This window comes from Thermomonas fusca, assembly GCF_005862345.1.
Taxonomy (GTDB): Bacteria; Pseudomonadota; Gammaproteobacteria; order Xanthomonadales; family Xanthomonadaceae; genus Thermomonas; species Thermomonas fusca.
Window position 1 is genome coordinate 319991 of sequence record NZ_SROY01000001.1, and the last position, 15597, is coordinate 335587.

Annotated in this window: 12 protein-coding genes and 1 tRNA gene; 7 read left to right on the forward strand and 6 right to left on the reverse strand. The window is 67.2% G+C overall.

Translation table 11 applies throughout. The features are described from left to right. Window positions 1-7 precede the first annotated feature (7 nt). From E5S66_RS01475 to E5S66_RS01500, 6 genes are all read right to left on the reverse strand, one after another. A complete protein-coding gene (locus tag E5S66_RS01475; RefSeq protein ID WP_138346891.1) occupies window positions 8-505 on the reverse strand; it encodes a hypothetical protein in 498 nt (165 codons plus the stop codon). A gap of 34 nt (window positions 506-539) precedes the next feature. Continuing rightward, window positions 540-842 (reverse strand): LysM peptidoglycan-binding domain-containing protein, encoded by a 303-nt coding sequence (locus E5S66_RS01480; protein ID WP_138346893.1) that lies wholly within the window; start codon window positions 840-842, stop codon window positions 540-542. Window positions 843-934: 92 nt separating this feature from the next. Next, window positions 935-1756: an NADPH-dependent 7-cyano-7-deazaguanine reductase QueF gene (gene queF, locus E5S66_RS01485; protein ID WP_138346894.1), complete on the reverse strand. Its 822-nt coding sequence runs from the start codon at window positions 1754-1756 to the stop codon at window positions 935-937. Next, window positions 1753-2856, reverse strand: coding sequence for a cell division protein ZapE (gene zapE / locus E5S66_RS01490; protein ID WP_138346896.1), 1104 nt, complete (start codon window positions 2854-2856; stop codon window positions 1753-1755). Before zapE ends, queF begins: the two co-directional genes overlap by 4 nt. Further along, window positions 2853-3527, reverse strand: coding sequence for an alpha/beta hydrolase (locus tag E5S66_RS01495; RefSeq protein ID WP_171033434.1), 675 nt, complete (start codon window positions 3525-3527; stop codon window positions 2853-2855). The genes zapE and E5S66_RS01495 overlap by 4 nt, the downstream gene beginning before the upstream one ends. 100 nt (window positions 3528-3627) lie before the next feature. Continuing rightward, window positions 3628-4149, reverse strand: coding sequence for a c-type cytochrome (locus tag E5S66_RS01500; RefSeq protein WP_138346899.1), 522 nt, complete (start codon window positions 4147-4149; stop codon window positions 3628-3630). 277 nt (window positions 4150-4426) lie between these two features. On the opposite strand from E5S66_RS01500, the gene E5S66_RS01505 reads away from it, so the two are divergent. The 7 genes from E5S66_RS01505 (at window position 4427) to ubiA (ending at window position 15586) form a co-directional block, all read left to right on the forward strand. Then, complete coding sequence (locus tag E5S66_RS01505; protein ID WP_138346901.1) at window positions 4427-10444, forward strand: hypothetical protein; 6018 nt, start codon at window positions 4427-4429, stop codon at window positions 10442-10444. A 60-nt stretch (window positions 10445-10504) separates the two neighbouring features. Beyond that, window positions 10505-11728, forward strand: a complete 1224-nt coding sequence (locus E5S66_RS01510) for a TIGR03032 family protein (protein WP_246037101.1) — start codon at window positions 10505-10507, stop codon at window positions 11726-11728. Next, window positions 11725-12144, forward strand: coding sequence for an EF-hand domain-containing protein (locus tag E5S66_RS01515; protein ID WP_138346903.1), 420 nt, complete (start codon window positions 11725-11727; stop codon window positions 12142-12144). Before E5S66_RS01510 ends, E5S66_RS01515 begins: the two co-directional genes overlap by 4 nt. Further along, a complete protein-coding gene (locus E5S66_RS01520) occupies window positions 12141-12680 on the forward strand; it encodes a hypothetical protein (protein ID WP_138346905.1) in 540 nt (179 codons plus the stop codon). Before E5S66_RS01515 ends, E5S66_RS01520 begins: the two co-directional genes overlap by 4 nt. 62 nt (window positions 12681-12742) lie before the next feature. After that, entirely contained in the window at window positions 12743-14365 is a 1623-nt protein-coding gene (locus tag E5S66_RS01525; RefSeq protein ID WP_138346907.1) for a M4 family metallopeptidase, read from the forward strand. Window positions 14366-14487: 122 nt separating this feature from the next. Further along, window positions 14488-14564: transfer RNA gene (locus E5S66_RS01530), tRNA-Arg, on the forward strand. 98 nt (window positions 14565-14662) lie between these two features. After that, window positions 14663-15586 (forward strand): 4-hydroxybenzoate octaprenyltransferase, encoded by a 924-nt coding sequence (gene ubiA, locus E5S66_RS01535; protein ID WP_138346909.1) that lies wholly within the window; start codon window positions 14663-14665, stop codon window positions 15584-15586. Window positions 15587-15597: the final 11 nt, after the last annotated feature.

Genomic DNA, 15597 nt, shown 5'->3' on the forward strand with positions numbered 1-15597 from the left:
CGCGCGTTCAGCGCACCTCGAACTCGCGGGTCTGCACCACGTTGCCGTCCAGCGAGATCTCCACCTTGTACTTGCCGGTCGGCCAGCCGCTGGGCTTGCTGATCTGGAAGTCGGTGACGCCGTCGCCGGTGAAGGTGACGTCCTTGCTCTCTTCGTTGACGGTCTGGTTGCTGTCCACGTGCGTCCACTTGGCGCCCAGCTTGCCGGATACCGAGGCCATCGGGTCGGAGGTGGCGGTGGCGACCGCGGCGTGGATGGTGTCCTTCGGGCTGAAGGTGGTCATCGGCGCGGTGACGCGCATGTCGGCACCCACCGCGTTGCCGAGGTCCACGCTGCTGACCGAGGCGGTGGCCGGCATCGGCGCCGGGGTTTGCGGCATCGGCGCGGGCTCGCTGGCCACCGGCGGTAGCGGCGCCGGTTCTTCCTTCTTCTTGCAGCCGACCAGTGCCACGCTGCCCAGCAGGACGGCCAGCATGCTCATGTGGAGACGGTTGAGCTTGTTCATTGGGTTTCCTCGTCGTTCGTCGTGGGGGCGTGGGTCAGTCTTCGCGCGCGGGAATCTTCAGCACCTGTCCCGGCTGGATCCGGTCCGGGTCCGAGAGCTGGTCGCGGTTGGCGTCGAAGATGCGTTTCCAGTCCTGCTTGCCGTAGAAATGCTTGGCGATATTCGAGAGGTTGTCGCCCTTCTCCACGGTGTAGGTCAGCTCGCCGACCGCATCGCCGGCGATGGCTTCGGTGGACGTCACCTTCGACTGGACATCGGAGAAGTCGGGCTTGACCTGCTCCGTACTCTTCACGGCGCTTTGCACGTCGGAGAAGTCGGGTTTCTTGTCGTTGCTCATGGGAACTCCTTGCCCGGTATTCGGACAAGGGCAACGCTTGCACGCGACCTGTTAAGAAAACATGGCGGTCGTCGCCGCCTGTTCAGCCGCGGCTACTGTCGTTCGGTGCGGACAGCCGCGGGCGCGGCGAGGCCGGCAGTGGCGCGCCACGGATTGATGTCGAGGCCGCCGCGGCGGGTGTAGCGGGCTTCCACCGACAGCTGCTGCGGCGCGCAGCGTGCCAGCAGGTCGACGAAGATCTGCTCCACGCACTGTTCGTGGAAACCGGCGTGGTCGCGGAAGCTGACGATGTAGCGCAGCAGGCCGGCGCGGTCGAGGCGCGGGCCGCGGTAGGCGATGGTCACATCGGCCCAGTCGGGTTGGCCGGTGACCGGGCAGTTGGATTTCAGCAGCGCGCTGTGCAGCGTCTCCTCGAGGATGTTGCCGGCATCCGCCAGCAGCAGCGAGGCGTCCGGCGGGCCGTAGCTGTCGATGGCGATATCGAGGCCGTCGATGTTTTCGGCATCCGCGGCGATCGCCAGCGCGGGCAGGCCGAACGCCATCGCCACCGGCGCGCCCGCGGCCTGCGACAGGTCCGCCTCGATGCGCGCGCGTACCGCCTCGGCATCGTCGAAGCGGCTGGCGTTGAAGGAGTTGAGATACAGCTTGAGCGACTTGGATTCCACCAGGCGGGGCGAATCCGCCGGCACCTGCAGGGTGGCGGTGGCGACCTGCGGCTTGCCGCGCTGGTCCAGCCACGACAGCTCGAACGCCTGCCAGCGGTCGATGCCGATGAACGGCAGCGCATCCGCGGCGATGCCCAGCTGGGCACGCGCAGGCGCGCGCGGGATCGGGTGCAGCAGGCCGGCGTCGTACCGCGCGGGATACGCGGTCTCGCGGCCGAGCGGCGAATTGGCGGTGGTGTTGGCGTTCATTCGCAGCGGTGCTCGTGGGCCAGGTAGTCGGCGGACTGCATTTCGATCAGCCGCGAGGTGGTGCGCTCGAACGCGGCGGCCAGGCGTTCGCCCGAATACAGCGCCATCGGTGCGGCGTCGGCGGTGCAGACCAGGTTGACGTGGCGGTCGTACAGCTCATCCACAAGGTGCACGAAGCGGCGCGCGGCGTCGTCGCGCAGCCCATCGAAATGCGGAATGCCGCCCACCAGCACGGTATGGAATTCGCGTGCGATCTCGATGTAATCGGCATTCCCGCGCGGGCCCTCGCACAGCGCGGCGAAGTCGAACCAGCACAGCCCCTTGCTGCGCGCGCGCACCGGGATGCGGCGGCCATCGATGACGATGCCGGCGTCGCGGTGGCCATCGTCGCCGCCCAGCTCGTGCCAGCGCCGCTGCAGCCAGGCATCGCCGTCGGCGTCCAGCGGGGCGCGGTACACCGGCGACTGGGTCAGCGCGCGCAGCCGGTAATCGGTGTCGCTGACCAGCTCCACCACGTCGCAGTGGCGCTGCAGCAGGCCGATCGCGGGCAGGAAGCGCGCGCGCTGCAGGCCGTCCTTGTACAGCGCGGCGGGCGCGGCGTTGGAGGTGGTGACCAGCACCACGCCTTCGGCGAACAACCGCTCCAGCAGCCGCGCCAGCAACATGGCGTCGCCGATGTCGGAGACGAAGAATTCGTCCAGCACCAGCACCCGCAGCTCGCGCCGCCATTCGCGCGCGATCACGGCCATCGGATCACGCTGGCCGGCATGCGCGCGCAGACGCTCGTGCACCTCGCGCATGAAGCGGTGGAAATGGGTGCGGCGCTTCTCGCGGGTCGGCAGGCCGGCGTAGAACAGGTCGATCAGGAAGGTCTTGCCGCGGCCGACGCCGCCCCACAGGTACAGCCCGGGTATCGGCGAGGCATCCGCCGCGCCACCGAACAGCCGCTGCAGCAGGCCGCGCGCGGGTGCTGGCCGCAGCAGTTCGGCATGGACACGGTCGAGCGCGCGCAGGGCCGCCTGCTGGGCCGGATCGGCAAGCCAGTCGCCGCGCGCCACGCCCTCGGCATAGCGCTGCGAAGGAAGCGACGCCTCGCTCATGCCGCGGGAGGCAGCGGCAGCCAGCCGCGGATGCCGTTTTTCACCGCGCCGCGCAGGTCCATCAGCTTGCGATGGAAGAAGTGGCTGGTGTCGGGCATCTCCACCAGCTCGGGCGGCGAAGGCAGCGAGGTCACCCAGTCGCGCACGGCGGTGGCGTCGACGATCTCGTCGGCATCGCCCTGGATCACCAGCCACGGCATGGTCGGCAGGGCGATGTCCGTGAACTCCCAGCTCCGGCCCACCGGCGGGGCGATGCTGATCAGCGCGGCCGCGCCCAGCTCCACCGCGCCGCGCAGCGACACCCAGGCACCGAAGCTGAAACCGGCCAGCCACAGCGCCTTGTCCGGATGGCGGGCGCGCGCCCACGCGGCGACCGCGCGCAGGTCGTCCAGCTCGCCATCGCCGTCGTCGAACTTGCCTTCGGAGCCACCCACGCCGCGGAAATTGAAACGCAGGGTGGCGATGCCGGATTCGCGCAGCGCGCGCGCAGCCATCGTCACCACCTTGTTGTGCATGGTGCCGCCCTCGGTGGGCAGCGGATGGCAGACGATGGCCAGCACCGGCTGCGGCGTGGCCTCGGCCGCGTCGTACGCGGCCTCGATCCGGCCCGCGGGGCCGTCGATGACCAGCGCCGCATCGGCGCCGGCGGGCTTGGCTGTCGTCTCGTTCATGCCTGCCATGATGCCGCAGCCAGCGTGAAACCGCCGGCCGGCCCGCCACAAACGCGAACGCCGCCCGCAGGCGGCGTTCGGGCAGCGCGCGGTGCGCGGCTTACTTGCTCTGCGACACCATCCACTCGACCACGGCCTTCATCTGGTCGTCGGTCAGGGCCGGGTTGCCGCCCTTGGCCGGCATCACCCCGGCGGTGCCGGTGAAGCCTTCGGTGGCCTTCTTGATCAGCATTTCCACGCCCTGCTCGGCCGCGCGCGCGCCGATGCCGGCAGCGTCAAGCTTCGGGGCGCCGCCCACGCCGGCGGTGTGGCAGCCGGTGCAGGGGCCGTTGTTGAAGATCTCGGCGCCGTCGGTGCGGCCGTCGAACGGCACGTTGGCGGTCTGTGCAGCGGAAGCCGCCGCGGCTGCAGCAGCCTGCGCCGCGGCGCCAGTGGCGCCGGCGTAGACCGCGCCCACGGGGGCGATGCGATCTTGCAGGCTCTGCTTGGCCACGACGCTTTCGGGGTATTCGACCTTGCCGTTGAGATGGCGGGCGAACAGGATCAGGCCCAGCGCCAGCAACACCAGGAAGGCGATCACCATCGAGAAACGCTTGAGGAAAGCCAGGTCGTGAGTCCGCATGTTGTTCCCGCGCAGTCGTGGCCAATTTCGGCCGCCAAGCGCCGGATTATTCCAGAACCGGCGCTGCGGCGCGAGGTTTGAGCTGGATCGCCTGATTTCCCCCAGTCAGGAAGTTGTGCAGATAGTCACGCTATTGACACGGGCAATCGCGCTCGGCGATAAATGAAAAGTGAACAACGCCGGGGAGGGTAGCTGTTCGCATGCATTCCATAGCCCCGGCGCAGGGCGGAACCAACCGGTTCCGCCACAGCACTTTCAATTCCACTGGGGAGATGGCATGAGCGAAATTCGGATCGTCGGCAAGCCTGGCAAGGCCACGCGCAAGCCGCGCACGGTCAAGTTGGCCCCCATGGCGCGCGCGGTGCGCTCGGCACTGGCGGTTTCTGCGATGGCGTTTGCCTTGGGCACGACCGGCAACGTCATGGCGGGCGCACACGAGGTGTCGACTGCGCATGCGCTGCAGATCCAGCGTGCGGCGATTGATTTCGCGCCCGTCTTCGATCTGACCGTCGTGGGCGCCGGCCCGGTGGCACTGGCCATCGATGTGACCGATCCGGGCGACATCGTGATCGACAACGTCGATCCGATCAGCGAATACGCCGCCGGCGATGCCATTGCCATCCGTGGCTACAGCACCGGCGGGAACGTTGATATCACCAATGCCGCCACCGGTGTGCTCATCGCAGATGCGGGGTACGGCAACGCGATCGGCATCTATGGCTACAGTGCAACCGGTGACGTGGCGATCAACAACGCCGGCGACATCACGGCGTATTCGTACTCCGGCCTGGCCGACGGCATCTTCGCTTCCGGCGATCATGTCGTGGTCGACAACAGCGGCGCCATCGATGCCTATGGTTACGCCTGGGCCGCCGGCATCGAGGCGCGGGCGAACACCTCGGTGGAGGTGACCAACTCCGGCGACATCTATGCGGGTATTTACGCGACGGGTGGCGCCTACGGCATCTACGCTTCCGGGCACGACGCCACGGTGGTGAACGACGGCGGGATCACGGCGCGTGGCTATTACGCCACCGGCATCCGCACCCAGACCTATGGCGATGCGGTCATCGACAACACCGGCAACATCGACGCGGGCACCACCACCGGCAGTGCGCTGGCGTGGGGCATCAATGCGGTGGCCAGCGGCGAAGGCGCTGCCATCCAGATCGACAATACCGGTTCCATCCAGGCCGCCGCGGTGTATGGCGCCACCGGCATCGAAGGTATCGCCACGGGTACCGGCGGCACCGTGCAGGTCAACAACAGCGGCGACATCGTCGTCCAGCAGAACCGCGCGATCACCAGCTACGGTGGCTACGGCATCCTGGCGTCTGCCGACGGAGATGCATCGATCAACAACAGCGGCGATATCGTTGTCGCTTCGAAGGGGCCGGCCTTCGGCCTGGTGGGGATGTCCTTCTCCGGCGAAGCCAGCGTCACCAACGAAGGCAACGTTGCCGTCAGCAGCACGGTGAACAGCACCGGCGTGACCCCCACCGGGTTGCTGGCCTTCGGTGCCAACGGCACCGCCGCCGTGGAAAACAGCGGCACGGTCGTCGCGACGGGCGTGAGGAGGGCCGCCGGCATCGACGCCTCCGCCTATGGCGACGTCAGCATCGACAACAGCGGCGACGTCAGCGCCTACGCCACGGGGATGTTCACCAACACCCGTGCCGACGGCATCAAGGCGGTCTCGGGCAGCGGCGACATCACCCTCGACAACAGCGGCTCGATCTACGCCAGCGGCACCACGGTGGGGCTGGGCGTCTATGCGGTGGCGGAAAACGGCAATATCGCCATCAATAACGCCGTCGACGGCAGCATCGGGGCGTACTCGTACTACGGCGTCGCTCGCGGCGTGTTCGCCTACGCGACCCATGGCGACATCGCCATCGACAGCGCCGGCGCCATCGATGCCTATGGCTGGACCCGGACCTACGGCGTCATGGCCCTGGCCCCGGGCGGCGATGCGGCCGTGGACAGCAGCGGCACCATCTACGCGAGGAGCGGCAGCAACAATGCCACGGGCGTGCTGGCATCCACCGACCAGGGCGCGGCCAGCATCACCAACAGCGGTGACATCCAGGTCATCAGCCGGACCGGGTCCTACGGGGTGCGCGCCTATGGCTATGCGGGTGCCGACGTTGGCAACAGCGGCAGCATCTACGCGGCCAGCACCAATGGCGTGGCCGTCGGGATGATGGCGCAGGCGGGCGACGGTAACGCCACGGTCACCAACACCGGTGGCAGCATCGAGGTGAAAGCCGCGACAGCGGCATTCGGCATCTTTGCCGACTCGGCATATGGCGACGCGACCGTCACCAATGCCAGCGAGATCAGTGCGCTGGGCGTCAACAGTGCCGCCACGGGCATCAGGGCTACGGCGAGCGGTGACGTGGACATCACCAACAGCGCCACTATCGATGCCATGTCCAACGGCGACGCGATCGGCATCTACGGCTACTCGTTGGCCGCCGACGTCACCATCGACAATAGCGGCGACATCACCGCCAGTTCGTCCTACGGCTTGGCGGACGGCATTTTCGCATCCGGCCAGGATGTTGCCGTCACCAATTCCGGTGCGGTCTCGGTGACCAGCGTTTACGGCGACTGGGCGGCGGGCATCGAGGCGCAGGGCAGCAATTCGACCCAGGTCAGCAACACCGGCGACATCACCGCCAGCGCGATGCCATTCCTGCAGGTGGAAGACGGCACTAGCGTGCTGTATTCCACCGCCGGCGGGCAGGCGTTCGGCATCTATGCCACGGCCGGGGTCGGCAACGGCGTGGTCACCAACAGCGGCAGCCTGGTCGTGCAGGGCGGTTACGCCACCGGCATCGAGGCCCAGTCCGAAGGCGACCTGTCGGTCACCAACAGCGGCGACATCTTCGCGGGCACCGGGCTGGGGGCGTACTACAACAGCAACAACGGATATGGCTATTACTACGGCACGCTGATGGCCATCGGCATCAACGCCTCGGGCAACGGCGAAGGCATGCACGTCGCCGTGGCCAACACCGGCGATATCGCGGCCAACGGCATCTTCGGCGCGTCCGGCATCAGTGCCACGGCGAGCGGGTTGGGTGGTACGGCGGTAGTAACCAATACCGGCGACATCACCGCGGCGCAGTATGTCGCCGGTGGCTACGGCGCATTCGGCATCGTGGCCTCCACGGATGGGGATTCGGGCATCGACAACGGCGGCGCGATCACCGTGACGTCGGGTGGTACCGGCTACGGCGTGGCGGCCCTGTCCTTCGCTGGCGATGCAGTGGTGGTCAACTCCGGTGACGTGAGCGTCGAGGCCAGCACGGCCGCCAGCAAGTACTACGGCAGCTACGGGCTGCTCGCGTTCGCCGGCAATGGCTATGCCGCGGTGGACAACAGCGGCTCGGTCTCGGTCAGCAACGCCGGCATCATGGCTGCGCCGGCACGCGCGGTGGATGCACAGGGCCAGCAGGGTGTGGGCGTGGTCAACAGCGGCGCGCTGTACGCCGACGGCAAGTACGCATATGGCGTGTTCGCGGTTTCGGCCGGCGGCGACGTGGCGGTGAACAACACCGCGGACGGCGACATCGGCTTCTACTCCTACCTCGGCTACGGCACCGGCATCCTCGGTGTGTCCGAAGGCGGTGATGTCGCCATCGGCAACGCAGGCGCCATCGCAGGCTATGGCTATTCGCAGGCGGCGGGCATCTTCGGCGGCGCGAGCACCGGTGACGTCGACGTCAGCAACGCCAGCACCGGCAGCATCGATGTCGTGTCCGCGGGCTTTGCAGTGGGCATCTTCGCCCGCGCCGATTACGGTACCGCCACCATCGTCAACAGCGGTGACATCAGCGCATCGGTGTTCCCCGACACGGGCTACCAGGGCGACGTGGCATATGGCCTGCTGGCGACCTCCGACTATGGCTACGCTGCGGCCGGGAACAGTGGCGACATCCAGGCCGACGGTTACTACACCGCGACCGGCATCGCCGCACGCTCGCTCCTCGGCAGCACGGTGAGCACCGCCGCCGGCAGCCACATCAACGCGACCGCGGATTACGTCGCGATCGGTATCGAAGGCCGCGCCGAGGGTGGCGACGTGACCGTGGGCAGTGCCGGCGACATCGCCACCGCTGGCGGCTATGGCAGCGTCGGCATCCAGGCGTACAGCGCGATGGGCGACGTGACGGTCGGCAATACCGGGCACATCACCGCGGCCTCTGGATATGGCATCGCCATCGGCGCGACCGCTTACACCATGGAGGGCCTCGTCACGGTCACCAACAATGGTCTGATCGAGGCGGATGCCGCCATCGCCTCCTACGGCATCCTGGCCGACTCCTATGCCGGCGACGTGGTGGTCAATCTGGGCAGCAATGGACGGGTGGAGGCCAGTGCTGGCATGGCGGCCTTCGGCGTGGTGGTCAACAGCGGGGACGGCGATTCCACCGTGAACAACGCCGGCAAGATCCACGCCGGCGGCGCCACGTACAACTTCGGCGTGGTGTTCGAGGGCATGTACGGCGCCAATACGTTGAACAACCTTGCCACTGGCGTGATCAGCGCCGATGGCGACGAGGGTTACGCGTTCGCGGTTGCCGGCAACGACGGCGTCGAAACCCTCAACAACAGCGGTCGCATCCTCGGTGCGATCAGCCTGTACGGCGGCGACGACGTGTTCAGCAACAAGGCCGGTGGCACGTGGGACGTGGGCAGCACCTTGTCTACCGACTTCGGTTACGGCAACGACACGCTGGCCAATGCCGCCGGTGGCACGATCACGCTCAACGGCGGACAGATCGCATTCGGCGCGGGCGACGACACCATCAACAACGCCGGCCTGATCGGTTTGACCAACGGCACCATCACGATGGGCGATGCCTCGCCGGTAGTCCCCCTGCAGGCGGCGGCGCCACAGGCGGTGGAGATGAATGCCTTCAACAACAGCGGCACCCTGAAGATCGTGGGCAGCAGCGTCGTCGATACCGCCGGCGGCGTCTTCACCAATACCGGCCTGGTGGACTTCGTGAATGGCGTGACCACCGATGCGCTGAGCCTGGACGGTACGCTGGCGGGCAGTGGCCAGATGGCCATCGACGTCAATTTCAACGACCTCACCGCGGACCAGCTGGCGATCAATGGCGATATCGCCAGCGGAACCGCGCAGACCGTGAACGTGAAGTTCATCGGCGTGCCGACTCTCGGCGCGCCGGCGGTCGAGTTCGCCAGCGTCACCGGCACCTCGGCGGCGGGCAGCTTCGTGGGTGGGCACGTGCTGGGCTACAACCAGAACGCCAACTTCCTGACTCTGGGCGTTGACGTCACCAGCGTGCTCAATGCCGGCAATGCCGCAGATGACCTGTTCTCGGTCGGTTTGCGCGTGGATGGCCTGAGCGACGGCGGCACCTTGGCGGCCAACGCGGCCTCGGGTGCGGCGGGCTTCATGAACTCGCAGGTCGGCACCTTCCGCCAGCGTCTGGGCGTGAACCCCTATGGCGATGCTGGCAAGGTGCTCAGTGCATTCGTGCGCGTCTATACCGATCAAGGCGACGCGAAACCGACCCACCTGGCCGGGAACTTCGGTCAGGGCGGAAACTTCGCCTATGAACAGGCCAGCTGGGGTCGCGAGTTTGGCGTCAATGCCAACCTGTTCGGCAACTTGCACGCCGGCGTGGTGATGGGCAATGCCGCCAGCCGCCAGCGCCTGACCGATGGAGAGGGCCAGAACCGCATGAATGGCACCACCTTCGGCGCCTATGCCACCTGGTATGTGCCAGAGGGGCTGTACGTGGACCTGAGCGGCCGCTGGATGGGTGCGGACATCCGCTCGGACTCGGTTGGCGCCAACCTGCAAAGCCGGGCCCGCACCAGTGCGGTCAGTCTGGAAGCCGGTTACGAGTGGAAGCTGGGGAGCGTCAATGTCGTGCCGCAGGCGCAATACATCCGTACCCGCGTCGAGGATGTCCGCACGTTCTACGGCGAGAGTCTGGATTTCACCGTGCAGGGCGGTACCTTCGAGCGTGGTCGCGTCGGCGTCGAGGTCAACAAGACCTTCCAGTCCGGCGACATCCGCTGGACCCCGTACGGGTCGATCAGCGCGCTTCGCGACAGCGGCGGCAAGACGTCCTACGCCGTGGGTGATTTCTACGGCAGCACCGGCGTCAGCGGCAGCCGCGCGGCAGCGGAGCTTGGCGTGGGCGTGCAGAAGGGTGGCCTCGGCGTCACGCTGGGTGTCAACTGGCTGGATGGCGGCTCGCTGAAGAGCTTCATCGGCGGTCAGGCCAACCTCCGTTATTCCTGGTAATCCTTGCCGCGGGCCTGGTTCGCCGGGCCCGCGGTCGGCCACATGCAGTTTGGACAACAAGTGACCAACCACAACAAGCAGAACGACCCCGACATCCGCTCCAATCAGGACAAGTCGGAACTGGACACCGGGCTGGATGCGGTGGCAACCGGCGCGCCAGCCCCCGTGCGGGCCGACTCGGCCGACGGACAGCCCGCCCAGTCCACGCAGGCCCCGCGCGACATCACCAAGCTGAAAGTGGAGAAAAGCTGCTCGCGCGGCCTGGCCGGCTGGCTGGCCCAGCACCGGCTGTCGCTGGCGATCACCTCCTACCAGACCGGGCGGATCTATCTGGTCGGCAGCGACCCGCAGGGCCGGGTGTCGTTCTTCGAGCGCATCTTCGAGCGCGCGATGGGCGTGGTCGGCAATGCCCAGCGCATCTACCTCGGCGGGCTGTACCAGCTGTGGCGGTTCGAGAACGTGCTGCGCCCGAACGAGGTCATCCACGGCCAGTTCGACAAGTGCTACGTGCCGCGCAACGCGCAGACCATCGGTGACCTCGACATCCACGAACTCGGCATCCGCAAGGACGGCCGGGTGGTGTTCGTCAACACCAAGTATTCCTGCCTGGCCGAGCTCAGCCCCACCCACAGCTTCAAGGCGATCTGGAAGCCGAAGTTCATCAGCAAGCTGGCGCCGGAAGACCGCTGCCACCTGAACGGGCTGGCGATGGTCGACGGCGAGCCCAAGTACGTCACCGCGGTGTGCAAGAGCGACAGCGTGGACGGCTGGCGCGAGCGCCGCCGCGACGGCGGCGTGGTGATCGATGTCGAAACCGACGAGATCGTCTGCGAGGGCCTGTCGATGCCGCATTCGCCGCGCTGGCACAACGGCAAGCTGTGGCTGCTCAACGCCGGCACCGGCCAGCTGGGCTGGGTGGATTTCGAAAAGAAGGCATTCGTGCCGCATGCGTTCGTGCCCGGCTTCGCGCGCGGCCTGTCGATCATCGGCAACGTCGCCGCGGTGGGCCTGTCGAAGCCGCGCAACCAGCGCTTCGAAGGCCTGCAGTTGGACGACGAGCTGAAGCAGCGCGACGCCGAGCCGTGGTGCGGGGTGCAGATCATCTCGCTGGCCAATGGCGACGTCCTGAACTGGATCCGCTTCGACGGCGACATGGGCGAGATCTTCGACATCGCCTTCCTGCCCAACGTGAAGCACCCGATGATGATCGGCCTGCGGACCAATGAAATCCGTGACCTGATCACCTTCGAGTCCGATATTCCTGCACAGGCTCCCGCGGCATGAGCCGCCGTCTCGCCGCCATCGCGCTGGCCCTGGTGCTGTCCCCGCTGGCCAATGCCCAGCAGGGCAAGCCGGCCGCCATCGATCAGGCGGCCGCCACGTTCAAGGCATGGGACAAGAATGGCAACGGCCAGCTGTCCCCGGTCGAGTTCCGCGCCGGTTGGAACCAGGCCGCGGCTGCGGCAAAGACACAGGCCGCCCTGGCCCGCCAGTTTGCCGCCATCGATGCCAACCATGATCGCGGTATCGACGCCAGCGAGTACGGCAACCTGGTGCTGGTGAAGAACGCGGGCAAGGGCGCGCCGCCGCTGGCCCGCTTCGATGCCGACGGCAACGGCAAGCTGGCCTTTCCTGAATACGTGAAGCTGGTGGAAGCACTGGCGCCGCGTCAGGCAGCGGGCCCGGGCGCGACCAAGTGACCGTCAGCTTCGTCCCGGCATGGAAACAGGTAACTCCCGCGCTTGCGCAGGAGCTGGCTGCCTTCTGGAGGGAGCACAAGGCCATCGGCAACGATGCGGAAATGGCGCGGCGCGCGCAGCAGGCGGTCTGCGTGGCCCGCGACGAGGCGGGTGCGCTGTGCGGCGTCGGCACGGCGGTGGTGAAGGTGCTGCCGCGGCTGCGCCAGCCCACCTATTACTACCGCCAGTTTTTCGCCAGGTCGCTGCGCGGCCGGCAGCAGGAGCTGGCGTTCTTCCAGCGCTGCAAGCAGCTGCTGCAGGACTACAACAGCAAGCTGCCGCGGCCGGAGGCTCTGGGCATGCTGCTGGAGATCGAGAACGCCAAGATCGCCACTGTCTACCGGCGTGCGGTCGAGCCGGGATTCGATGCGGTTTTTATCGGATACTCACAGCGTGGCCTGCCGCTGCGGGTGTCCTATTTCGACAACGCCAGCCTCTTGCCCATGATGCCGACCGGGGGTCGGCAATGGGGACGGGCGGCAGAAGCGTCACGTTAACGGGGTTTCCAACAATCAGTCCCGACGCAACAGTCGGGTTGCACACCAGGGAGAACGCACCAATGAAATTCCAAGCAAGTCTGCTGTGCCTCGCCATCGCCTCCGTCATCGCACCCGCGACCGCGGATGCGGCGACGTCCGCGAAGTCCGCCGTCGTCGCGCGAGCCAATGCCTTGATCGGCAACCAGGCCGCGGCGATGCGCAAGAATCCGCTTGATGCCTTCGTCGCCAGCGACGCGAGCGTGGATGCCAATGGCACCGAGCACGTGCGCTACCAGCGCAGCTGGCGCGGCATACCGGTGATCGGCGGCGACTTCGTGGTCCATTCCCGCAGCGGCAAGCTGGCTGGCGTGAGCCAGACCCTCGCCACTGCCGCCCGCCCGAGCCTGGCTGCCCGCGTCAATGGCGATCAGGCGATCGTCGAAGCCGGCGCGGCTTTCCCGGTGCGATTCACTCAGGCGCCGACTTCGCGCAAGGTCGTCTATGCCCGCAACGTCGCGCCGGTGCTGGCGCATGAAGTCGTGTTCCACGGCTTCAAGGCCGACCAGACCCCGACCGAAATGCATTACATCGTCGATGCGTCCAGCGGCAAGATCATCGACCAGTGGGATGGCATCCACACCGCCAGGCCGGGTGCGGGCGGCAGTGGCTGCACCAGCCCCGCCGCGGCCACCGGCACCGGCAAGACCCTGATGGCCGGCGACGTCGTGCTGAACACCAGCAAGTGCGGCACCAGCTACCAGATGGTCGACGTGTCCCGCGGTGGCGGCGCCACCCACAACATGGCGATGAAGACCTCCGGCATGGGCACGGTGTTCACCGGCAGCACCAACGTCTGGGGCAACAACCTGCTCAGCAACTCGCAGACCGTTGCCGCCGATGCCCACTACGGCGTTGCCACCACCTGGGACTACTTCAAGAACGTGCACGGCCGCAACGGCATCGCCAACGACGGCAAGGGTGCGGTCAGTCGCGTCCACTACGGCCGCAACTACCAGAATGCGTTCTGGAGCGATTCCTGCTTCTGCATGACCTTCGGTGACGGCGACAATGGCGCGTCCATCTATCCGCTGGTGGCGATCGACGTGGCCGGCCACGAGATGTCGCACGGCGTGACCAGCCGTTCCGCCAACCTGATCTACAGCGGCGAATCCGGTGGCCTCAACGAGGCGACCTCCGACATCTTCGGCACCATGGTCGAATACTACGCCAACAACAGCAGCGACCCGGCCGATTACGTGGTGGGTGAAGAGCTGTTCCCCAACAACGCCAGCATGCGCAACGCGATCCGCTGGATGTTCAAGCCGAGCCTGGACGGCGCCTCGCCGGACTGCTACAGCTCGACCCTGGGCAACCTCGACGTGCATTACAGCTCGGGCGTGGCCAACCACTTCTACTACCTGCTGGCGGAAGGCGCGGTGGTGCCCAGCGGGTTCGGCGCCGGCACCTGGGCCAACCTGACCCCGGCCTCGCTGGTCTGCAACGGCAACACCTCGCTGGCCGGGATCGGCCGCGACGCCGCCGGCAAGATCTGGTACCGCGCGCTGACGGTGTACATGACCTCCAGCACCAACTACGCCGCTGCGCGCACCGCCAGCATCAACGCGTCGACCGACCTGTTCGGCGCCACCTCCGCCCAGACCAATGCGGTCAAGGCGGCGTGGAGCGCGGTCAGCGTCAACTGAGTCACCCGCAACATCGCCACACGGACGGCCCGCGCAAGCGGGCCGTTCCGTTTCCGGGGCAGCCAAAATGCGCGTGAACCATGCGAGAATGCCCGTCTCGTTGCCGCCACCGGCAGCGCAACGCGCCTGTAGCTCAGCCGGATAGAGTAGTGGCTTCCGAAGCCATTGGTCGGGGGTTCGAATCCCTCCAGGCGCGCCACCTTCATGGTGAAGGATCGTCGTGATCCTTCCGGTTCGGCGCCAGCGTTTCCCCTGGTTATTGCGCCCCGCGATCACATCGAACCCCGCGCATCCACGATGGCCCACTCTCCAGATTCTTCGCCGACTTCCGCCATCGCGCCGCGCTGGCGCCAGCGCCTGCGCCTGTACTGGAAACTGGTGCGCGCGGATCGGCCGATCGGTTGGATGCTGCTGCTGTGGCCGACCTGGTGGGGGCTGTGGATCGCCGCCGACGGGGTGCCGCCGCTGTGGCCGCTGCTGGTGTTCTCGCTGGGGGTGTGGCTGACCCGTTCGGCCGGCTGCGTGATCAACGACTACGCCGACCGCTGGCTGGACGGCAGCGTGGAGCGGACCAAACACCGGCCGCTGGCCACCGGTGAGGTGTCCGGGCGCGAGGCACTGGTCGTGTTCGCGGTGCTGATGCTGGCGGCGTTCGCGCTGGTGCTGACGTTGAACCGCCTGGCCATCTACATGAGCGTGGTCGGGGTGCTGCTGGCGGCCAGCTATCCGTACCTGAAGCGTTACACCTACCTGCCGCAGGTCTATCTGGGCATGGCGTTCGGCTGGGGTATCCCGATGGGATTTGCCGCGCTGACCGGGGCGGTGCCGCCGGTGGCGTGGGTGCTGTACGTGGCCAACATCTTCTGGGCCACTGCCTACGACACCTGGTATGCGATGGTCGATCGCGACGACGACATCCGGATGGGATCGAAGTCCACCGCGATCCTGTTCGGTGACATGGACCTCGCCGCCCAGGGCGTGCTGTACGCCTGCATGTTCTTCGCGCTGGCGCTGGTCGGCCGCGAGGCCGGGATGGGCGTCTGGTACTGGGCCGGCATGGGCATGGCATTGGTGCTGGTGGCGTGGGAGTTCGGGCTGGCGCGCGGGCGCGAGCGCGCGGCCTGCTTCCGCGCCTTCCTGCACAACAACTGGGTGGGAATGGCGCTGTTTGCCGGCATCGCGCTGGATTTCGCCCTGCGCGCGAAGGTGGTTGCGGCCTGAGCAGCCGGCGC